This is a genomic window from Streptomyces sp. NPDC048383, from assembly GCF_040651775.1.
Lineage (GTDB): Bacteria > Actinomycetota > Actinomycetes > Streptomycetales > Streptomycetaceae > Streptomyces.
This window is the reverse complement of sequence record NZ_JBEZKS010000060.1, coordinates 24,978-45,774: the sequence shown is the minus strand read 5'-3', so window position 1 is coordinate 45,774 and position 20,797 is coordinate 24,978. Positions and strand designations below refer to the sequence as shown.

Here is a 20,797-nt window from a genome sequence, read left to right as displayed (position 1 = left end):
CCTGACGGCAAGATCAGGATTCCGCCGGGCGATCCACCACGACCTCCACCGGCGGCCCCGCCGGCCTCGGCACCACCGTCAACGGATACACCGGGGGAGTGCCCCCGAACTCCGGACACACCGACCGATGATCACACCAGCCGCACAGCTTCGTCGGCCGCGGCCGCCACTCACCCGTCTCCGTGGCCTCCCGGATCGCCTCCCACAACGCGTGCAGCTTCCGCTCCACCCGCTCCAGATCCGCGACCACCGGATCGTAGGTCAGCACGTCCCCGCTGCCCAGATACACCAGCTGCAGCCGCCGCGGCACCACCTGCTTCAGCCGCCACACCACCAGCGCGTAGAACTTCATCTGGAACAACGCGCCCTCGGCGTACTCCGGCCGCGGCGCCTTCCCCGTCTTGTAGTCGACGATCCGCACCTCGCCCGACGGCGCCACGTCCACCCGGTCGATGATCCCCCGCAACCGAAGCCCCGACTCCAGCTCCGTCTCCACGAAGAACTCCCGCTCCACCGGCTCCAGCCGCGTCGGGTCCTCCAACGTGAACCAGCGCTCCACCAGCGCCTCGGCCTCCGTCAGCCAGCGCGCCAGTCCCGCCCCCTCGTCCCCCTCCGGGAACAGCTCCGCCAGCTCCGGCTTCGACTCCAGCAACCGGTCCCACTGTCCCGGAATCAACGCCTTCGCCCGCGGCGCCGTCCGCTCCTGCGCCGGATGATCGAACAACCGTTCCAGCACCGCGTGCACCAACGTCCCCCGCGTCGCCGCCGCACTCGGCTTCTCCGGCAACTTGTCGATCACCCGGAACCGGTACAACAACGGACACTGCATGAAATCGCCGGCCCGCGAGGGCGACAGGGAACTGGGCGGCACGGCGACCGGCGCCACGCCGACCTCGGAAGCACCTGGCACGGCACCGGGACTCGTCGTCATGCGTCAAACCCTACGGTCCACGGCCGACAGCACGCGCATACCATCGACGCCGAGCCTCCTCGCACTGCATGATCGGAGCATCACACCCCGCTACACCAGCACCTGAACCACACTGGAACCCCAAGCACCGAACGAAGGAAAGCCGTGGCAGACACCGACGAAACCGGCGAGCGCGCAGCCAAGCGCTCCGACCCGGGCGGCGGCATCCTCATGGGCCGCCCCTTCGGAGTGCCCGTCTACGTCTCCCCCAGCTGGTTCCTCGTCGCCGCCCTCATCACCTGGGTCTTCGGCGACCAGCTCGACCAGATCCTCCCCGACCTCGGACCCGTCCGCTACCTCGTCTCCCTCTTCTTCGCCGTCGCCTTCTACGCCTCCGTCCTCGTCCACGAACTCGCCCACACCCTCGCCGCACTCCGCTACAAACTCCCCGTGCGCCGCATCCAGCTCCAGTTCTTCGGCGGCGTCTCCGAGATCGAGAAGGAATCCGAAACACCCGGCCGCGAATTCGTCCTCGCCTTCGTCGGCCCCCTCCTCTCCCTCGCCCTCGCCGGCATCTTCTACCTCGGCATGAAGGCCGTGGACCCCGCCACCGTCCCCGGCGTCCTCCTCGCCGGCCTCATGATCTCCAACCTCCTCGTCGCCGCCTTCAACCTCCTCCCCGGCCTCCCCCTCGACGGCGGCCGCATGCTCCGCGCCGTCATCTGGGGCATCACCGGCAAACCCATGGCCGGCACCATCGCCGCCGCCTGGGTCGGACGCGGCCTCGCCGTCGCCGTCCTCCTCGGCCTCCCCCTCCTCACCCACACCGGCATCCTCGGCAACCGCACCGACGAGATCGGCGGCATGAACACCGTCATGGACGCGCTCCTCGCCGCGATCCTGGCCGCCATCATCTGGACCGGCGCCGGCAACAGCCTCCGCATGGCCCGCCTGCGCGAACACCTCCCCGAACTCCGCGCCCGCGCCCTCACCCGCCGCGCCATCCCCGTCGAGAACGCCACCCCCCTCTCCGAAGCCCTCCGCCGCGCCAACGCGGCCGGAGCCCGCGCCCTCGTGGTCGTCGACGGCCTCGGAGACCCCACCGCCATCGTCCGCGAAACCGCCATCGCCTCCGTACCCGAACACCGCCGCCCCTGGGTCGCCGTCAGCACCCTCGCCCAGGACCTCACCGACGGCATGAAGGTTTCCGCGGAACTCACCGGCGAAGAACTCCTCGACCACCTCCGCGCCAACCCCGCCACCGAATACCTCGTCCTCGAAACCGGCGGCACCATCTACGGCGTCCTGTCCGCCCTCGACGTCGAGAAGGCCTTCGTCAAGGCCATGGCGCGGCCCCAGTCCTGAAGCCAATACACTGGTCACATGTCCGAACCGACCGGTGCCGCCCGCCGACGCGGGCCCTTCGAGGTCGGGGACCAGGTTCAGCTCACCGACCCCAAGGGCCGCCACTACACGTTCACGCTCGAAGCCGGGAAGAATTTCCACACCCACAAGGGTTCCTTCCCGCACGACGAGCTGATCGGCGCCCCCGAGGGCAGCGTTGTCCGTACCACGGGCAACGTCGCATACCTCGCGCTGCGTCCCCTGCTCCCCGACTATGTCCTGTCCATGCCCCGCGGCGCCGCCGTGGTCTACCCCAAGGACGCGGGCCAGATCCTGGCCTTCGCCGACATCTTCCCCGGCGCCCGCGTCGTGGAAGCAGGAGTGGGCTCCGGCTCCCTGAGCAGCTTCCTGCTGCGCGCCATCGGCGACCAGGGCATGCTCCACAGCTACGAGCGCCGCGCGGACTTCGCCGAGATCGCCACCGCCAACGTCGAGCGCTACTTCGGCGGCCCCCACCCCGCGTGGCAGCTGACCGTCGGCGACCTCCAGGACAACCTGTCCGACACCGACGTCGACCGCGTCATCCTCGACATGCTCGCCCCCTGGGAATGCCTGGAGGCCGTCTCCAAGGCCCTCGTCCCCGGCGGCATCCTGTGCTGCTACGTGGCCACCACCACCCAGCTCTCGCGCACCGTCGAATCCATCCGCGAGTTCGGCTGCTATGCCGAACCGCAGCCCTGGGAATCGATGATCCGCAACTGGCACGTCGAAGGCCTCGCGGTCCGCCCCGACCACCGGATGATCGGCCACACCGGCTTCCTCGTCACCGCCCGCCGCCTCGCCGACGGCGTCGAACCCCCGATGCGCCGCCGCCGCCCCTCCAAGGGCGCCTACGGCGACGACTACGACGGCCCCGGCAGCGACCGCTCCGCATAACGGTCACCCCCGGCCCGGCCCACCCCACGGGCCCGCCCAACACGAAGGCGCTGCGGCGCAGTTCCCCCGAGCAAACGGGAACTGCGCCGCAGCGCCTTTTCGTTACCCACGAAGACCCACCCCGCGCCCCGGCCCGAACCCGTCCGCAGGCTCGAACCCGTCCGGACCCGACCGTTTCACCCCCGTGTGACATGTGGCACGATGCTGGCTCCCCGTCACCCCTCGCACAGGAGACACCCCGCGTGCCGCACAGCCCCACCACGCCGGCGCTCACCCCACGAACCCCGGCGCACCACCGCGCCCGACCCGCCCACTGGGCCGCCACCGCCACCGTCATCGCCGCCGTCATAGCCGGCGCGGGCCTCCTCCAACCCGAACCCGCCGGCGGAGCCACCCCAGCACCCGGAACCCGCAACGGCCCACAAGCCGCCGCGGCCCCCGACCCCCGCGCCACCGCCCCCGACGCGCAGGCCGTCACCTACCCCCTCGACTGCAAAGGCGTACCCCGGACCGTCACCGACACCGCCCACGGCGACCTCGACGGCGACGGCCGCCCCGAAACCGTGGCCGCCGTCCGCTGCCAAGCCGGCTCCGGCACCCCGCCCCACGCCCTCTACGTCCTGATCCAGGACCCCGCACCCGGCTCCGCGCCCCGCGTCGTCGCCACCCTGCTCGACACCGACCGCCGACGCACCGCCATCGACCTCACCGTCCGCGACGGCGCCGTCACGGCCCGTCTCCTCGGCTACTCCTCACCGGACGTCCCACGCTCCAGCCCCGACCTCAACCAGCTCGCCAAGTGGCGCTGGACCACCGGGAAATTCCGCCAGGAGCTGACGGACTCGTCCGCCGGAAGTGTTTGAACCGTCACTCCGCGTCCGGACCGAAGACCTCGACCCTGTCCGAAACGCGCCTCACGTGGATGCAGTCACCCGGACATTCCTTCGCCGAATCGACCACGTCCTGGAGCAACGTCAACGGAACCGGAGTCGTCGCCCCCGCCTCCTGCAGCAGCTCGTCCTCGGGGCTCTTCACGTACGCCAGACCATCGATGTCCAGCTCGAACACCTCAGGTGCGTACTGCACGCAGATCCCGTCACCGGTGCACAGGTCCTGATCGATCCAGACCTCCAGCGGCTGCCCGGCCCCGCCGACACCCTCCGCCGGGGCCTCCTGCTGCACGCTCATATCTCCTGCCGTTCCCTGCTCCGAGTGATCCACCCCGGCCACAACTCGAAGCAAGTCGCACGAGCCCTGACGGGTGTTGAACAGTTCGACCTTACAACCGGCTGCTTTCCGATGTTGATGGGTGGGTATTTCCTTGGCGTGAGGGAGTACGCAAGGGTGAAGATCGGACACACCTCTACCGTCTTTGTGATCTAGGGGTTTCAATCACCACCAGCCCAGGTAGGGTCAGGAAGCGTCCAGCTCCCCTTGGAGGAGGTGAGGACCGTGGCAGCCCACGACGACGACATCAACCGCGGCATCCGGCCCGGGCGAGGGTCTGAGGACCCCGCCGGCCAGGTTGCCTATCTCGAGCAGGAAATCGCCGTCCTGCGACGTAAGCTCGCCGACTCTCCGCGGCACGCGAGGATTCTCGAAGAGCGGATCGTCGAGCTCCAGACAAATCTGGCAGGCGTCTCCGCGCAGAACGAACGACTCGCGAATACCCTCCGAGAGGCCCGCGACCAGATCGTGGCCCTCAAGGAGGAAGTCGACCGGCTCGCACAACCGCCGGCCGGCTTCGGTGTCTTCCTCCAGGCGAACGAGGACGGCACCGTCGACATCTTCACCGGCGGCCGCAAGCTCCGCGTGAACGTGAGCCCCAGCGTCGAACCGGAAGGCCTCCGGCGCGGCCAGGAGGTCATGCTCAACGAAGCGCTCAACGTGGTCGAAGCCATGGAATACGAGCGAGCCGGGGACATCGTCACCCTCAAGGAAATCCTCGAGGACGGCGAGCGCGCCCTGGTGGTCGGGCACACCGACGAGGAAAGGGTGGTGAGGCTCGCCGAGCCGCTCCTGGACGTCACCATCCGCCCCGGCGACTCCCTGCTGCTCGAACCCCGCTCCGGCTACGTCTACGAGATCGTCCCCAAGAGCGAGGTCGAAGACCTCACCCTCGAAGAGGTCCCGGACATCGACTACGAGAAGATCGGCGGCCTGGGCGACCAGATCGAGCTGATCCGCGACGCCGTCGAGCTCCCCTACCTCTACCCCGACCTCTTCAAGGAGCACGAACTCCGGCCCCCGAAGGGCATCCTGCTCTACGGCCCCCCCGGCTGCGGCAAGACGCTCATCGCCAAGGCCGTGGCCAACTCCCTTGCCAAGAAGGTCGCCGAGGTGACCGGCCAGCCCGCCGGGAAGTCCTACTTCCTGAACATCAAGGGCCCCGAACTCCTCAACAAGTACGTCGGCGAGACCGAGCGGCACATCCGCCTCGTCTTCCAGCGCGCCAGGGAAAAGGCCAGCGAGGGCACCCCCGTCATCGTCTTCTTCGACGAGATGGAGTCCCTCTTCCGCACCCGCGGATCCGGCGTCAGCTCGGACGTGGAGAACACCATCGTCCCCCAGCTGCTCGCCGAGATCGACGGCGTGGAAGGCCTGGAGAACGTCATCGTCATCGGCGCCTCCAACCGCGAGGACATGATCGACCCGGCCATCCTGCGCCCCGGCCGGCTCGACGTGAAGATCAAGATCGAGCGCCCCGGCGCCGAGGCGGCCAAGGACATCTTCGCCAAGTACCTCAAGGCCACCCTGCCCCTGCACACGGACGACCTGTCCGAACACCAGGGCTCCACGGCCGAAACCGTCCACAGCATGATCCAGACCGTCGTCGAGCAGATGTACGCCGAAACCGAGGAGAACCGCTTCCTCGAGGTCACGTACGCCAACGGCGACAAGGAAGTCCTCTACTTCAAGGACTTCAACTCCGGCGCGATGATCCAGAACATCGTCGACCGTGCGAAGAAGATGGCCATCAAGGCCTTCCTCGAACAGAACCAGAGGGGCCTGCGCGTCTCCCACCTCCTCCAGGCATGCGTGGACGAGTTCAAGGAGAACGAGGACCTGCCCAACACCACCAACCCCGACGACTGGGCCCGAATCTCCGGCAAGAAGGGCGAGCGGATCGTATTCATCCGCACACTCGTCACCGGAAAGCAAGGTGCGGACACAGGACGCTCCATCGACACGGTGGCGAATACCGGTCAGTACCTCTGACAAAAAGGGGCGGCTGCGGGTGCCCTCACCGGGCATCCGCAGCCGCCCGTTTTACCGCCTGCCCTTTTCGGCCGGTGACAAGGCAAACTCAATGACTGAAATGATCTCCCCACCAGCGCGCAGTGGTTCTAGGCTCTTCCGTACCGCCGGTCGCGCAGTGCGGGGACGGGCACCGCACACGACGCACCGGAGCACCAGCGGTACTTGAGCGCCGCTCCCGAACGGGAGCGCCGCCGGGCAAGGAGGGCCGCATGACCGTACGGCGAGTAATGGGGATCGAGACGGAGTACGGGATCTCCGTTCCGGGACACCCGAACGCCAATGCCATGCTCACCTCGTCCCAGATCGTCAACGCCTACGCGGCGGCGATGCACCGGGCGCGACGCGCCCGCTGGGACTTCGAGGAGGAGAATCCGCTGCGGGACGCCCGCGGCTTCGACCTCGCCCGCGAGGCCGCCGACAACAGCCAGCTGACCGACGAGGACATCGGCCTCGCCAACGTCATCCTCACCAACGGCGCACGGCTCTACGTCGACCACGCGCACCCCGAATACAGCTCACCGGAGATCACCAACCCGCTCGACGCCGTGCTCTGGGACAAAGCCGGCGAACGGATCATGGCCGAAGCCGCCGAACGAGCAGCACAGCTGCCCGGCGCCCAGCCGATCCACCTCTACAAGAACAACACCGACAACAAGGGCGCCTCCTACGGCACGCACGAGAACTACCTGATGAAGCGGGAAACCCCCTTCTCGGAGATCGTGCGCCACCTGACCCCCTTCTTCGTCTCCCGCCAGGTCGTCACCGGCGCCGGCCGCGTCGGCATCGGCCAGGACGGCCGCGAACACGGCTTCCAGATCAGCCAGCGCGCCGACTACTTCGAGGTCGAGGTCGGCCTGGAGACCACCCTCAAGCGCCCCATCATCAACACCCGCGACGAACCCCACTCGGACGCCGAGAAGTACCGCCGCCTCCACGTGATCATCGGCGACGCCAACCTCTCCGAGATCTCCACCTACCTCAAACTCGGCACGACCGCGCTCGTCCTCTCCATGATCGAAGACGGGTTCATCAACGTCGACCTCGCCGTCGACCAGCCCGTCCGCACCTTGCACCACGTCTCCCACGACCCCGACCTCCAGCAGCTCATCACGCTGCGCAGCGGCCGCACCCTGACCGCCGTACAACTCCAGATGGAGTACTTCGAGCTGGCCAGGAAGTACGTGGAGGAGCGGTTCGGCTCCGACGCGGACGACCAGACCAAGGACGTCCTGGCCCGGTGGGAGGACGTGCTGGGTCGGCTGGAGACCGACCCGATGAGCCTGTCGGGGGAGCTGGACTGGATCGCGAAACGGGAGATCCTGGAGGGCTACCGCAGGCGCGACGGGCTGGAGTGGGACGCGGCCCGGCTGCACCTCGTCGACCTGCAGTACTCCGACGTACGGCCCGAGAAGGGCCTCTACAACCGCTTGGTCGCCCGCGGCAAGATGAAGCGGCTCCTGGACGAGCCGGCCGTCGAGCGGGCCGAGAGCAAGCCCCCGGAGGACACCCGGGCCTACTTCCGGGGCCGGTGCCTGGAGCAGTACGCGGACGACGTGGCCGCCGCCTCCTGGGACTCGGTGATCTTCGACCTCCCGGGCCGCGACTCCCTCCAGCGGGTCCCGACCCTGGAACCCCTCCGGGGGACCCGCAACCACGTCAAGGAGCTCCTGGACCGGTGCCGTACGGCCGAGGACCTGGTGCGGGTGCTTTCGGGGCAGTGAAGCGCGCCGAGGGGGCCTGAAATGGCCCCCGGCCGGGAATCATGAAGGAAAGCCGGACGTTGTTCCGGACCACTTGGACAACTACGGGGACGAATTCCGAAGCCTCCTAGTAGGGTCCGGCGTAGGGTCTGATCTTGAGAGATCCCGAATCCCGGGGTCTCTCCACGTGAGCGTGCGAACCGAGCGGGGTGAGGTAGTCATGGCGACCAAGGACACCGGCGGCGGACAGCAGAAGGCGACGCGCTCGACCGAGGAGGTCGAGGAGGCCGCGGTCGAGGAATCGACCGACCTCAAGGAGCGCCAGGAAAAGCTCTCCGACGACGTCGACTCCGTACTGGACGAGATTGACGATGTCTTGGAGGAGAACGCCGAGGATTTCGTGAGGTCATTCGTGCAAAAGGGTGGCCAGTAGAGGTCGATGGCGGTCGCTCGCCTTCGAATCGAAGGAGAGTCTCGGGTGGGGGATGGGCGGGGCAGAAGCATCGAAGCGGTGTTCGCGTTGCAAGTCGTCGAAGCCTCGATCTGATTTCGCGGCCAATCGCGCGATGAGGGACGGCCTGCAGGCGTATTGCCGAGTCTGTCAGGCGGACCAGCATCGCGAGAGGCAAGAGGCGAAGGGGCGGACGGTACGGGTGAAGGTGGCCGTACCGTCCGGCCACAAGCATTGTCCGCAATGCAAGGAGATCAAACCTCACTCGGAATGGGAGTCAAACAAATCCTCCTCCGACGGGTGGGCCAGTTACTGCCGGCTCTGCAGGGCTCAGCGAAACCGCGCCTCCTACTTCAAGCGCAAGTACGGAATCACGGAGGCCGAGCGCGAGGAGATGATCGCGGCTCAGGGCGGTCTCTGTCTGCTCTGTCGAGAAGGACCTGCCGAGCACGTTGATCACGATCATCGGACGGGTAAGGTCCGAGGCGTACTGTGCTTCAGCTGCAACGCAGCCCTGGGGCAGTTCAAGGATCGGCCGGACGTCATACGGCGTGCAGCCGCTTACGTGGAAGGAAACCTGTGGAACCCAACACTCGTAGCACAGGGCGTCTACCGGCAGCCTTCCTGACGCCGGGGTCGTCGTCCTTCATGGACTTCCTGGGCGCGCACTCGCCCGACATGCTGCCGGGGAACCGCAAGCTCCCCGATGGTGTCGTCGAGGCGCCGCACGGGACGACCATCGTGGCCACCACCTTCCCCGGCGGGGTCGTCCTCGCCGGTGACCGGCGGGCGACGATGGGGAACATGATCGCGCAGCGGGACATCGAGAAGGTGTTCCCGGCCGACGAGTACTCCGCGGTGGGCATCGCCGGTACGGCCGGCCTGGCCGTGGAGATGGTCAAGCTGTTCCAGCTGGAGCTGGAGCACTTCGAGAAGGTGGAGGGGACGACCCTCTCGCTGGAGGGCAAGGCCAACCGGCTGTCCACCATGATCCGGAGCAATCTGGGCATGGCGATGCAGGGGCTGGCCGTCGTTCCGCTGTTCGCGGGGTACGACGAGGCCAAGGAGAAGGGTCGGATCTTCTCCTACGACGTGACCGGCGGTCGCTCCGAGGAGCACGGTTACGCCGCCACCGGTTCGGGCTCGATCTTCGCCCGCGGTTCCATGAAGAAGCTCTACCGTCCGGACCTGACGGAGGAGCAGGCCACCACGCTGGTCGTGCAGGCGCTGTACGACGCCGCCGACGACGACTCGGCGACCGGTGGGCCGGACCTGTACCGCCACATCTACCCGATCGTCACCGTCATCACGGACGAGGGGTTCCGCAGGTTGACCGACGCCCAGTCGCAGGAACTGGCCCGTACGGTCACCAACCGTCGGCTGGAGCAGCCCGACGGCCCGCGCGCCGCCCTGCTCTGACCATCCGTCGCCCCGTAGGAGCCCAGAAGAAAGGGACGGACAGCCGGTGTCGACTCCGTTCTATGTGTCACCCCAGCAGGCCATGGCCGACCGGGCGGAATACGCCCGGAAGGGCATCGCCCGCGGTCGCAGCCTTGTCGTGCTGCAGTACGCCGACGGCATCGTGTTCGTCGGTGAGAATCCGTCCCGTGCGCTGCACAAGTTCAGCGAGATCTACGACCGGATCGGTTTCGCGGCCGCCGGTAAGTACAACGAGTACGAGAACCTGCGGATCGGTGGTGTGCGGTACGCGGATCTGCGCGGGTACACCTACGACCGTGACGATGTGACGGCCCGTGGGCTGGCGAACGTGTACGCGCAGACGCTCGGCACGATCTTCTCGAGTGCGGGTGAGAAGCCGTACGAGGTGGAGTTGGTCGTCGCGGAGGTGGGTGCGACGGCGGCGGGGGACCAGATCTACCGGTTGCCGCATGACGGTTCGATCGTGGACGAGCACGGTTCGGTCGCGGTCGGTGGCAATGCCGAGCAGATCAGTACGTTCCTCGATCAGCGGCATCGGGACGCGATGACGTTGTCGGAGGCGTTGAAGCTGGCGGTGCAGGCGTTGTCGAGTCAGGCGAACGGTGCCGACAAGACGATTCCGGCGGAGCGGCTGGAGGTCGCGGTGCTGGACCGGACGCGTGCGCAGCAGCGGAAGTTCAAGCGGATCCGTGGTCGGCAGTTGGCGCGGTTGCTGGAGGCTGATGTTCCGGCGGCGGCGCAGGCGGATGCGGTGTCGAACGACGAGGGGCCGGAGGAGGACGCCGAGTAGGCGTTCGAGTCGGCTCGGTGGTGCGTGAGCCCCGGTGTGCCCGTGAGGGTGTGCCGGGGCTTCGTCGTGTCCCGGGCTTCGTCGTGTCCCCGGGCTTCGTCGTGTTGCGGGGTCTCAGGGGGTGGGGGCGGGGCCGGTGGAGTCGCGGACGACGAGGTGGACGGGGAGGTCGGGGGCGGTCCAGGGGGTGCCGTCGAGGACGGCGAGGAGGGCGGTCATGCCGTGTTCTCCGACGTGTTCGGCGGGGAGGGCGACGGTGGTGAGTTCGGGTTCGACGGCGGTGGCGAGGGCGAGGTCGTCGAAGCCGGTGACGGAGAGGTCCTCGGGGATGCGCAGGCCGAGGCGGCGGGCGGCCTTGCAGGCGCCGGCGGCGAGGATGTCGTCGTCGCAGACGATGGCGGTGGGGCGGGGGCCGGGACCGGCGAGGGCGGTTTCGACGGCGCGGCGGCCGCTGTCGACGGTGAGGGGGGCTCTGGTGGTGCGGAGTTCGGCGGTGGGGGTGAGGAGGTCGGCGAGGGCTCGGGCGCGGATGTGGAAGGTCCAGGAGTCGACGGCGGAGGCGAGGTGGAGGAAGCGGCGGTGGCCGTGGTGGAGGAGGTGGTCGGCGATCTGGCGCATGCCGTCGGCCATGGCGAGGTTGACGTGGGCGGCGGCGGGGGAGGCGGGGTCGCTGTCGAGCATGACGAGGGGGAGGTCGTCGCCGCCGATGGCGTCGAGGGCGGCGGCGGCCATGGAGGAGGCGATGACTCCGTCGAGGGCGGCGCGGGCGGAGGCGAAGGGGTCGCGGGCGGGGCCGGTGCCGTCGGGGGAGGGGTAGAGGACGACGCCGAAGCCGTGTTCGGCGGCGATGCGGGCGGCGCCGGTGTAGACGCGGGCGAAGAATTCGTTGGTGAGGGCGGGGACGACGAGGAGGGCGGTGCGGGTGCTGCCGAGGCGGAGGTTGCGGGCGGCGAGGTTGGGGCGGTAGCCGAGGGCGGTGGCGGTTTCGCGGACGAGTGCGGCGGTGCGTTCGGAGACGCGGCCGCGCCATTTGTCGCCGAGGACGAGGGAGACGGTGGCCTGGGAGACCCCGGCGGCGCCGGCGACGTCGCGGCTGGTGGGTCTCGTCACAGGTGGCTCCTGAAGGGCGAGGTGGGAGGGGGTGCGGGGGTCCGTGGGGTGGACCGGGTGACTGCGGCCATGGTACGTATGACCTCGTCAAGTTATACGTATTACTCCGGCTGGGTCCGGGCAGAAGGGGGCGGACATGGCCGCGGGTTACGTGGAGCTGCTCAGGACCCGGCACGCCGCGAGGTTGTTGGTGGGCACGTTGGTGGGGCGGTTGCCGAACGGCATCGCCTCGATCGCGCTGGTGATGTTCGTGCGGGCGGAGGGCGGCAGCTACAGCCTGGCGGGGGCGTTGGCGGCGGCGTACGGGGTGGCGAACGCCGTCGGTCAGCCGTTGCTGGGTCGGGCGGTGGACCTGTACGGGCAGCCGCGGGTGCAGCTGCCGGCGGCGGTGCTGTCCGCGCTGGGCATGGTGTGGCTGGCTTTCGCGGGGATCGGGACGGCGGCCGTGGCGTACGCGGCGGTGGTGGTGGCGGGGTTGTTCACGCCGCCGCTGGAGGGTGGTCTGCGGGCCCTGTGGCCGAGTGTGCTCGGTGGCAAGGAGGAGCGGGTGCACGCCGCGTACGCGATGGACGCGGTGGCACAGGAGGTGATGTTCACGGTCGGGCCGTTGCTGGTGACGGTGTTCGTCTCGTTGTGGTCGCCGGCGGTGGCGTTGGTGGCCCTGAACGTCCTGGGTGTGCTGGGTGCGCTGTCGGTGGTGGTGTCGGAGCCGTCGCGTGCGTGGCGTTCGGCGCCGCGGGAGGCGCACTGGTTGGGCGCGTTGCGTTCGCGGGGTCTGTTGGCGTTGTTGGGCGCGTTCTTCTTCGTGGGTACGGCGTTGGGGTCGATCACGGTGGCGGCGATCGCCTATTCGGACGAGCACGGTGGCGCGGCGGTGTACGGCTGGATGATGGCGGCGCTGGGTCTGGGCGCGTTGGTGGGTGGGGTGACCTATGGCGCGCGGCAGTGGCCGGGGGCTCCGGAGCGGCGGTTGCAGCTGTTGGTGGCGTTGTTGGCCGTGTGTTACCTGCCGCTGATGTTGACGGTGGGGCCGGTGGCGATGACGGCGTTGTCGGCGTTGGCGGGTGTGTTCCTGGCGCCGGCGATCGCGTGTGCGTTCATCGTGGTGGACCGGCATGCTCCGGTGGGCACGGTGACGGAGGCGTTCTCGTGGTTGGTGACGTTCTTCGGGGTGGGTGCGGCGATGGGTACGGCGGCGGCCGGTCCGGCGGTGGAGTCGGGTGGGATCACGGCCGGTTTCGCGGTGGCGGGTGGCGCGGGGTTCGCGGCGTTGTTGGTGTTGACGGCCACTCAGCGGGTGCTGGGGTCGCCCGGGCGCGGTCGTGCGGGTGTGGTGGTGGTGTCGTCGGAGGGGGTCGGCGGGGGTGTCGTGGAGGGGTCCGAGGGGGCTCCTGCCGGGGGTCCGTCGGAGCCGTTCGTGAAAAACTGATCGGAACGCCGCTCTCGAACCCGGTTTCAGAAGAGGGCAGAAGGCGTAATGTTCAGTCATGGACCGCCGCATTTTCGGGCTGGAGAACGAGTACGGCGTCACGTGCACGTTCAGGGGACAGCGCCGACTGTCTCCTGACGAAGTGGCGCGCTACCTCTTCCGCCGTGTTGTGTCATGGGGCCGCAGTAGCAATGTCTTCCTGCGGAACGGCGCCCGTCTGTACCTCGACGTGGGTTCGCATCCGGAATATGCAACACCGGAATGCGACAACCTGATCGAACTGGTCACGCACGACAAGGCAGGCGAGCGCATTCTCGAAGGCCTGCTCGTCGACGCTGAACGTCGCCTGCACGAGGAGGGAATCGCGGGCGACGTCTACCTCTTCAAGAACAACACCGACTCGGCGGGCAATTCGTACGGTTGCCACGAGAACTACCTGGTGGCCCGGCACGGGGAATTCTCCCGCTTGGCGGACATCCTGATTCCGTTCCTCGTCACGCGTCAGCTGATCTGTGGTGCGGGCAAGGTGCTGCAGACCCCTCGGGGCGCGGTGTACTGCGTCAGTCAGCGGGCCGAGCACATCTGGGAGGGTGTCAGTTCCGCCACCACCCGTTCCCGGCCGATCATCAACACCCGTGACGAGCCGCACGCGGACGCCGAGCGTTATCGGCGTCTGCACGTGATCGTCGGGGACTCGAACATGTCCGAGACGACGATGCTCCTCAAGGTCGGTGCCACCGACCTGGTGCTGCGCATGATCGAGGCGGGCACCGTGATGCGGGACCTGACCCTGGAGAACCCGATCCGGGCGATCCGTGAGGTCAGTCATGACATCACCGGTCAGCGCAAGGTGCGGCTGGCGAGTGGTCGGGAGGCTTCGGCGCTGGAGATCCAGCGGGAGTACTACGAGAAGGCGCTGGACTTCGCGGAGCGTCGTGGGATCCGTACCGGGGTCGTGGAGCAGGTCCTGGAGCTGTGGGGTCGTACGCTCGACGCGATCGACGCGGAGGACCTGGATCGGATCGGGACGGAGATCGACTGGGTGATGAAGTACCAGTTGATCGAGCGGTACCGGGCCAAGCACAACATGACCATGTCGAATCCGAGAGTCGCGCAGATAGACCTCGCCTACCACGACATCCATCGGCGGCGGGGTCTGTACTACCTGCTGGAGCGCAAGGGGCAGGTGGCGCGGATCTGCAACGACCTGAAGATCTTCGAGGGCAAGTCGGTGCCCCCGCAGACGACTCGGGCGAGGTTGCGCGGTGACTTCATCCGTCGGGCGCAGGAGCAGCGGCGTGATTTCACGGTCGACTGGGTGCACCTGAAGCTCAATGACCAGGCGCAGCGCACGGTGCTGTGCAAGGACCCGTTCCGTTCGGTCGATGACCGGGTGGAGAAGCTGATCGCCGGGATGTAGCAGAAGTAAAGTGCGACATCTCACTGATCTTGGCCAGGGCCCCGTACGGATCTCGTACGGGGCCCTCGTCACGGCTTAGAGTGGCGGGCGACCGCCAGCCGTCTGAGATCTGAGGAACACGTGCGCCGACTTGCCGGCCTTCTTGTCGTACCGATGCTGCTGCTCACCACGGCGGCCTGCGGGGACGACAGCGGCTCCGACTCCGCCGAGACCAAGAACGGGGTGCCCGCGATCACGAAGGGCGCCAAGTTCGGGGAGACCCCGACCCTGGCCCAGGGCCAGGGCACGCCTCCCAAGGAACTGAAGGTGGAGGTCATCAGCGAGGGCAAGGGCCCGGTGCTGAAGAAGGGTGACATCGCCCAGGTCAACTACTCCGGCCAGGTGTGGGACGGCAAGGAGCCGTTCGACGCCAGCTTCGGCAAGGGCAAGACCTTCGACGTGAACATCGGCGCGGGCGCCGTCATCAAGGGCTGGGACCAGGGCCTGGAGGGTCAGAAGGTCGGCAGCCGCATCGAGCTGGTGATCCCCCCGGAGCTCGGTTACGGGGCCCAGGGCTCGGGCGAGAAGATCAAGCCGAACGCCACGCTGGTGTTCGTCGTGGACATCGTCAAGGGCGCCACCGTTCCGGCCTCGGCCAAGGGCAAGGAAGTCGCGCAGGAGAACAAGGACCTGCCGAAGGTCGGTACCAACACGGACGGCAAGGAAGTCTCCGTGACCGTCCCGAAGGACACCGAGCCGCCGGCGAAGCTGGTCTCGAACTACGTGATCGAGGGCGACGGTCCGGTGGTCAAGGACACCGACAACGTCGTGGTGAAGTTCAACGGCAAGACGTGGAAGGACGACAAGTCCTTCGAAAGCACGTACGCCACCGACTCGTCGGTGACGTGGCCGATGTCCGAGCTCTCGGTCAAGGGTCTGAAGGAAGGCCTGCTGGGCAAGAAGACCGGCAGCCGGATCCTGCTGGTCATCCCGCCGGCCGACGGCTTCGGCGACAAGGAGCAGGGCACCATCCCGGCCAATTCGACGCTGGTCTTCAGCCTCGACATCCTCGCGGTGATGTAAGACTGTTCCGGTTGACCGGTTCGTACGCATGAGGAGCAGTTCCGTGAGCGACAAGCTCGAAAAGCCCGAGATCGACTTCCCCGAGGGTCCGGTTCCGACCGAACTCGTCATCGAGGACATCTGGGAGGGCGACGGCGCCGAGGCGAAGGCCGGTGCCATGGTCTCGGTCCACTACGTGGGCGTGGCGTTCTCCACCGGTGAGGAGTTCGACGCTTCCTGGAACCGCGGCTCCGCGCTGCAGTTCCCGCTCGGCGCCGGCCGCGTCATCGCCGGCTGGGACCAGGGCATCGCCGGCATGAAGGTCGGTGGCCGTCGCAAGCTGACGATCCCGGCCCACCTCGGCTACGGCGACCGTGGTGCGGGCGCCGCGATCGCTCCGGGCGAAACGTTGATCTTCGTCTGTGACCTGATGGGCGCCTGATCGACCGGTAGCCACGGTGTGGGCCCCCGCCTTCGGGCGGGGGCCCTCGCTTTTGCCCGGGCCCGCCGGGACGGTACGGTCACGGTCACGAGTGCGTGCGCGAAACGGGGGGACGGCATCGATGGCGATCGCCAAGGCCGAGCGGCTGATGAATCTGGCGCTGTGTCTGCTGGGGACCCGTCGTCCCCTCAGCAAGCGCGAGCTGCGCGGCTCCATCGAGGCCTACCTGGAGGCGGGCAACGACGAGTCGTTCAACCGCATGTTCGAGCGGGACAAGGACGATCTGCGTGAACTCGGCCTCGTCATCGAGACGGTGGAGAACATCGAGGGCGAGATCGGTTACCTGGCCCGCCGGGACAGCAACCGGTTGCCGCCCGTCTCCCTGGACGCCGAGGAGGCCGCGGCCCTCGGGCTCGCCGCGAAGGTCTGGCAGCAGGCCCGTCTCGCGGGCGCGGCCAGCGGGGCCCTGCAGAAGTTGCGCGCGGGCGGGATGCCGGAGGCCGGCGACCCGTACGAGGGTCAGCACAGTGCCATCGAACCGCGCATCCCCGTCCACGAGGCGGCCTTCGAGCCGCTGATGCTGGCCTGCCGGGACCGGCGGCCCGTGGTCTTCGAGTACCGCAAGTCCAACGCCGCCCGCCCCGAGCCGCGTCAGGTCGAGCCGTGGGCGCTGGAGTGCTGGCGCGGCCACTGGTACCTGGCCGGCTTCGACCGCGACCGCGGCGCGGAGCGGGTGTTCCGGCTCTCCCGGATCACCGGCAAGGTCCGCTCCCGCGCCGGGAAGTACACCGCCGAGGTGCCCGACGTGGTGACCGTACGGGAGACCGTGGCGAGCTGGGCCGGTGAGGGGGCCGAGCGCTCCGCGCTGATCCGGCTGCGGACCGGCGCCGGATATCCGCTGCGGGCCAAGGCCACCGCGGTGCGCGAGGGCGGGGGCGGGGACGGCTGGGACGAGCTGGAGATCCCCTACGGGCACGGGCTCGACGCCTGGCTCGTGGAGTTCGGACCGGACGTCGTCGTGGTGGAGCCCGCGGACCTGCGCGCCGACGTGGTGGACCGGCTGCGCGCCGTCGCCCGCGCCTGAGGGCGACCGCAGGGTCCCGAGCCCGGAACATCGCTAGCAACGCCCTGAGGGGGAGACGTACCAGCATGGCTGCCAACGCCATCGACCAGACCCGCCGGATGCTGTCCCTGGTGACCTACCTGCGCGAGCGGCCCGGTGCGCACGTCGCCGACGTCGCCCGCGCCTTCGGGATCACCGAGGACGAGCTGATCTCGGACCTCGACGTACTGCCCATGTGCGGGACCAGCTTCCGCGGCGGCGACCTGCTCGACATCGACACCGACGGCGAGCGCATCTGGTGGCGCAACCCCGACGCGTCGGGGGAGTCCACCGCCGAGCCCCTGCGGCTGGCCGCCGACGAGGCGACGGCGCTGCTGGTCGCCGCCCGCGCCGTGGCCACCCTGCCGGGGCTGCGCGAGAGCGACCGGGACGCCCTGCTGCGGGCCACCGCCAAGCTGGAGGCCGCCGCCGGCGAGGCGGCGGGCGCCAGCTCCCGACTGTCGGTGACCTTCGAGTCCGAGGGCGGGGTCTTCGCGGACGTCGACCGGGCCATCGCCGAGCGGCGCCGGCTGTGGCTGCGCTACTACTCGCCGGCGCGCGACGAGCTGACCGAGCGCGTCGTCGACCCGATCCGCCTGTTCGCCGTCGGGCACACCTACCTGGAGGGGTGGTGCCACCTGTCGGAGGCCCGCCGTACCTTCCGGCTGGACCGGGTCGCGGAGATCCGGCTCCTGGACGAACGTTCCGAGCCGCCGGCGATCGAGCCCCGGGACCTGTCGGTGGGGTTGGTGCAACCCGCCGCCGAGGATCCGGAGGTGGTGGTCGACGTCGGCCCCGGCGGTCGTTGGGTCGCCGAGTACTACCCGCACGACAGCGCCGAGGAGCAGCCCGACGGCGGCCTGCGGATCACGCTGCGCAGCCCCGACCCGGCCTCGCTGCGCCGGCTCGCGCTGCGGCTGGGCCGCGACGGGCGGATCGTGTCGCCGGCGGACCTGGCGCACAGCGCCCGCAAGGCCGCGGTGGAGGCACTCGCCGGGTACGGGGAACAGGTCTAGGGAGCGGGGGAGCGATGGCGGCAACATCTGGACCCGTGACCGGATCCCCGACGGGCCGGACCTCCGGTGCGCCGGATCCGGTCGGCGGCGCCGCGGGCGGGCCGGTCACCTTCAAGGCCGCCTGCCCGGAGTGCCGGGCCCGGTTCGAGCTGGCGGCCGGCGCGCTGCGGCTGGCCATCGGCGGCAGCCGGCGCACCACCTTCTATTCCTTCACCTGTCCCGAGTGTGCCGCCCAGGTCCGCAAACCCGCCGGTGAGCGCATCGTGGAGCTGCTGACCGGCGGTGGGGTGAGCACGCTGCGCAGCGTCCGGGGCAGGGGATAGGCTCCTCCCATGCTGTGGCCGATGCTCGCAATTGCCCTGGGCTTCCTCGGGGTGGCCGTCCTGTCCGTACTGGCCGTACGGGTCTTCGTCGAGGTCCGGCGGCTCGCCGGACAGGTGGACGAGGCCAGCCGGCGGATCACCGCGGCCTCGGGGGACCTGGAGCGGGCCGCCGCCGATCTGGCGCGGGCGGGCGGAGCGGCCCGGCCGTAGTCCGGCGGCGGGCGGGCGCCGGGGACCGCACGGGGCCGGCCGATAGGTGGCCGCGCACCCATGGAAAAGGGGCGGTGGGAGCCGTACCGTCTGAGGCGCGCAAATAGCGTGGATACCCCCGGGGATTGCCGGGCGTTAACCCTCGGGGGTTACGATCGATGTCAGAGCGGTAGCGGATCTTGATCCGAAATCCGCCGAGGCCACCACAACCAGCCGTTTCGGTGAGAAGGAAGACACACATGATCGGCAATCTGAAGCCCCTTGAGATCCTTCTGATCATCGCTGTCATCGTGTTGCTGTTCGGCGCCAAGAAGCTCCCCGAGATGGCTCGCTCGCTGGGCAAGTCGGCCCGCATCCTCAAGAGCGAGGCGAAGGCGATGAAGAAGGACGGCGAGGCCGAGGACGCGGCCACCGCCGCCACGGTTGCCGACCCGGCCCCGCAGCCGACCACGGCCCCGCGCACCATCCAGGCCGCCCCCGGTGACGTCACCAGCGCCCGTCCCGTCAGCGAGCCCAACCACACCGCCAAGAGCTGACACCGGCGGTCACCACCGCCGCGCCAGTCATCTGCAACGAGACGAGGGACGTGGGTTGCTCAAGTCTGCCCGCAAGCAGGACAAAGCGGACAAGGACGCCGAAGGGCGGATGCCTCTTGTCGAGCACCTGCGTGAGCTGAGAAACCGTCTGCTGAAGTCGGTCCTGGCGATCCTCGTGATCACCGTGGTGGCGGCCTTCTTCTACAAGGACCTCATCGACTTCATGCTGAAGCCGATGCTGGATTCCGTCGGCTGTACCGACGGGATCGTCTCGCAGCGCAACGGCCGTCCGTGCGCCGACATGACCGTCAACGGTCTCATCGCGCCGTTCTCGATCGCCCTCAAGGTCTCGCTCATGGCCGGTGTGGTGCTCTCCGCCCCGGTGTGGCTCTACCAGCTGTGGGCGTTCACCGCCCCCGGCCTGCACAGTCACGAGAAGAAGTACGCGATGAGCTTCGTCGCGATCGGCGCGCCGCTGTTCGGCGCCGGCGCGGTCCTCGCGTACCAGGTCCTCCCGCAGACCGCCACGATCCTCCTGGAATTCACCCCCGATCACGCGCGCAACCTGCTGCCGGTCGACGACTACCTCGACCTGGTCACGCGCATGGTCATCGTCTTCGGTCTGGCCTTCGAGCTGCCGCTGCTGCTGATCCTGCTGAACTTCACCGGGGTCCTCACCGGCAAGCGGCTGGCGAGCTGGTGGCGGGCCATGGTCCTCGGCATCACCGTCTTCGCGGCGTTCGCGACCCCGACCGGTGACCCCCTCACCATGCTGTCGCTGGCCGCCCCGATCATCACCCTCTACTTCGTCGCGCTCGCCGTCTGTCTCGTCAACGACCGCCGGCGCGCCCGCAACGACCCCGACGCGGGCCTCGACGACGACGAAGCCGCCGAGCTGGACCTCACGCCGGCGCCGATCGGCGCGATGGAACCCGTCGCCGCCCCGTCCACGCTGCCCGAACAGGCCGTCGGCGGACGCCGCCGGATCAACGGTTACGACGACGCGACCTGACGGGTGGATTCCGTCGGGTGACCGCCGGGATCACCCTCTTCGTCAATCCCACCGCCGGACGCGGCCGGGGCGCGCACGCCGCGCCACCGGCCGCTTCCGCGCCGGCCCGGGCCGTACCGGATCACCCGTCGACGACGGGCCGCCCTTCGAGACCGGGGCCACCATCCGAAGGCGGGCGTCCTCCGGGCCGCCGGGGTCACCCCGGAGGTGGCCGGACCCGGCGCGTACGCGGACGGCGAACCGTTCGGAGCCCTTCCGGTGAGCGCCGAGTTTGTCCGCGCGGCCCCGCGCCTGCTCGCATAAATGATCGCGACTGTTGTCGGA

Annotated in this window: 22 protein-coding genes; 19 read left to right on the top strand and 3 right to left on the bottom strand. The window is 68.9% G+C overall.

The features are described from left to right. Window positions 1-13: 13 nt before the first annotated feature. Window positions 14-829, bottom strand: coding sequence for a RecB family exonuclease (locus AB0D46_RS31580; RefSeq protein WP_362882572.1), 816 nt, complete (start codon window positions 827-829; stop codon window positions 14-16). Window positions 830-1,141: 312 nt separating this feature from the next. Between AB0D46_RS31580 and AB0D46_RS31575 the strand changes: the two genes are divergently transcribed. The 3 genes from AB0D46_RS31575 to AB0D46_RS31565 all read left to right on the top strand — a co-directional run bounded on the left by AB0D46_RS31575 (window position 1,142) and on the right by AB0D46_RS31565 (window position 4,053). Beyond that, window positions 1,142-2,275 carry a site-2 protease family protein gene (locus tag AB0D46_RS31575; protein ID WP_362882571.1) on the top strand — a complete coding sequence of 378 codons (1,134 nt, stop codon included), beginning with the start codon at window positions 1,142-1,144 and terminating at the stop codon, window positions 2,273-2,275. A gap of 18 nt (window positions 2,276-2,293) precedes the next feature. After that, a complete protein-coding gene (locus tag AB0D46_RS31570) occupies window positions 2,294-3,190 on the top strand; it encodes a tRNA (adenine-N1)-methyltransferase (RefSeq protein ID WP_267090166.1) in 897 nt (298 codons plus the stop codon). A 242-nt stretch (window positions 3,191-3,432) separates the two neighbouring features. Further along, window positions 3,433-4,053 carry a hypothetical protein gene (locus AB0D46_RS31565; protein ID WP_362882557.1) on the top strand — a complete coding sequence of 207 codons (621 nt, stop codon included), beginning with the start codon at window positions 3,433-3,435 and terminating at the stop codon, window positions 4,051-4,053. 4 nt (window positions 4,054-4,057) lie between these two features. Here the strand turns inward: AB0D46_RS31565 and AB0D46_RS31560 are convergent, their stop codons facing one another. Then, window positions 4,058-4,378, bottom strand: coding sequence for a ferredoxin (locus AB0D46_RS31560; protein WP_362882556.1), 321 nt, complete (start codon window positions 4,376-4,378; stop codon window positions 4,058-4,060). A gap of 264 nt (window positions 4,379-4,642) precedes the next feature. Between AB0D46_RS31560 and arc the strand changes: the two genes are divergently transcribed. The 6 genes from arc to prcA all read left to right on the top strand — a co-directional run bounded on the left by arc (window position 4,643) and on the right by prcA (window position 10,832). Next, on the top strand, window positions 4,643-6,409 hold the full coding sequence (gene arc, locus AB0D46_RS31555; protein WP_362882555.1) for a proteasome ATPase: 1,767 nt from the start codon (window positions 4,643-4,645) through the stop codon (window positions 6,407-6,409). A gap of 251 nt (window positions 6,410-6,660) precedes the next feature. Continuing rightward, window positions 6,661-8,172 (top strand): depupylase/deamidase Dop, encoded by a 1,512-nt coding sequence (dop, locus tag AB0D46_RS31550; protein WP_362882554.1) that lies wholly within the window; start codon window positions 6,661-6,663, stop codon window positions 8,170-8,172. Window positions 8,173-8,371: 199 nt separating this feature from the next. Continuing rightward, window positions 8,372-8,584 (top strand): ubiquitin-like protein Pup, encoded by a 213-nt coding sequence (locus AB0D46_RS31545; RefSeq protein WP_030016348.1) that lies wholly within the window; start codon window positions 8,372-8,374, stop codon window positions 8,582-8,584. Between the two features lie 52 nt (window positions 8,585-8,636). After that, window positions 8,637-9,230 carry an endonuclease VII domain-containing protein gene (locus AB0D46_RS31540; protein WP_362882553.1) on the top strand — a complete coding sequence of 198 codons (594 nt, stop codon included), beginning with the start codon at window positions 8,637-8,639 and terminating at the stop codon, window positions 9,228-9,230. Then, window positions 9,182-10,021 carry a proteasome subunit beta gene (prcB, locus tag AB0D46_RS31535; RefSeq protein ID WP_362882552.1) on the top strand — a complete coding sequence of 280 codons (840 nt, stop codon included), beginning with the start codon at window positions 9,182-9,184 and terminating at the stop codon, window positions 10,019-10,021. Before AB0D46_RS31540 ends, prcB begins: the two co-directional genes overlap by 49 nt. Before the next feature lie 46 nt (window positions 10,022-10,067). Next, window positions 10,068-10,832 carry a proteasome subunit alpha gene (gene prcA / locus AB0D46_RS31530; protein ID WP_362882551.1) on the top strand — a complete coding sequence of 255 codons (765 nt, stop codon included), beginning with the start codon at window positions 10,068-10,070 and terminating at the stop codon, window positions 10,830-10,832. Window positions 10,833-10,946: 114 nt separating this feature from the next. Here prcA and AB0D46_RS31525 read toward each other — a convergent pair whose 3' ends face one another. Next, window positions 10,947-11,942 (bottom strand): LacI family DNA-binding transcriptional regulator, encoded by a 996-nt coding sequence (locus tag AB0D46_RS31525; RefSeq protein ID WP_362882550.1) that lies wholly within the window; start codon window positions 11,940-11,942, stop codon window positions 10,947-10,949. Between the two features lie 136 nt (window positions 11,943-12,078). On the opposite strand from AB0D46_RS31525, the gene AB0D46_RS31520 reads away from it, so the two are divergent. From AB0D46_RS31520 to tatC, 10 genes are all read left to right on the top strand, one after another. Continuing rightward, window positions 12,079-13,371: an MFS transporter gene (locus tag AB0D46_RS31520; protein ID WP_362882549.1), complete on the top strand. Its 1,293-nt coding sequence runs from the start codon at window positions 12,079-12,081 to the stop codon at window positions 13,369-13,371. Between the two features lie 58 nt (window positions 13,372-13,429). Further along, window positions 13,430-14,791 carry a Pup--protein ligase gene (gene pafA, locus AB0D46_RS31515; RefSeq protein WP_362882548.1) on the top strand — a complete coding sequence of 454 codons (1,362 nt, stop codon included), beginning with the start codon at window positions 13,430-13,432 and terminating at the stop codon, window positions 14,789-14,791. 120 nt (window positions 14,792-14,911) lie between these two features. Beyond that, complete coding sequence (locus AB0D46_RS31510; protein ID WP_362882547.1) at window positions 14,912-15,853, top strand: FKBP-type peptidyl-prolyl cis-trans isomerase; 942 nt, start codon at window positions 14,912-14,914, stop codon at window positions 15,851-15,853. A 28-nt stretch (window positions 15,854-15,881) separates the two neighbouring features. Further along, entirely contained in the window at window positions 15,882-16,274 is a 393-nt protein-coding gene (locus tag AB0D46_RS31505) for an FKBP-type peptidyl-prolyl cis-trans isomerase (RefSeq protein WP_362882546.1), read from the top strand. A 121-nt stretch (window positions 16,275-16,395) separates the two neighbouring features. Further along, window positions 16,396-17,358, top strand: coding sequence for a WYL domain-containing protein (locus AB0D46_RS31500; protein WP_362882545.1), 963 nt, complete (start codon window positions 16,396-16,398; stop codon window positions 17,356-17,358). A gap of 65 nt (window positions 17,359-17,423) precedes the next feature. Beyond that, window positions 17,424-18,392, top strand: a complete 969-nt coding sequence (locus AB0D46_RS31495) for a WYL domain-containing protein (RefSeq protein WP_362882544.1) — start codon at window positions 17,424-17,426, stop codon at window positions 18,390-18,392. A gap of 35 nt (window positions 18,393-18,427) precedes the next feature. Further along, window positions 18,428-18,715: a hypothetical protein gene (locus AB0D46_RS31490; RefSeq protein WP_362882543.1), complete on the top strand. Its 288-nt coding sequence runs from the start codon at window positions 18,428-18,430 to the stop codon at window positions 18,713-18,715. Window positions 18,716-18,724: 9 nt separating this feature from the next. Next, complete coding sequence (locus AB0D46_RS31485; RefSeq protein WP_362882542.1) at window positions 18,725-18,925, top strand: hypothetical protein; 201 nt, start codon at window positions 18,725-18,727, stop codon at window positions 18,923-18,925. 239 nt (window positions 18,926-19,164) lie between these two features. After that, window positions 19,165-19,461: a Sec-independent protein translocase subunit TatA gene (gene tatA, locus AB0D46_RS31480; protein ID WP_362882541.1), complete on the top strand. Its 297-nt coding sequence runs from the start codon at window positions 19,165-19,167 to the stop codon at window positions 19,459-19,461. A gap of 55 nt (window positions 19,462-19,516) precedes the next feature. Further along, window positions 19,517-20,473 carry a twin-arginine translocase subunit TatC gene (gene tatC, locus AB0D46_RS31475; RefSeq protein ID WP_362882540.1) on the top strand — a complete coding sequence of 319 codons (957 nt, stop codon included), beginning with the start codon at window positions 19,517-19,519 and terminating at the stop codon, window positions 20,471-20,473. The last annotated feature ends 324 nt before the right edge of the window (window positions 20,474-20,797 follow it).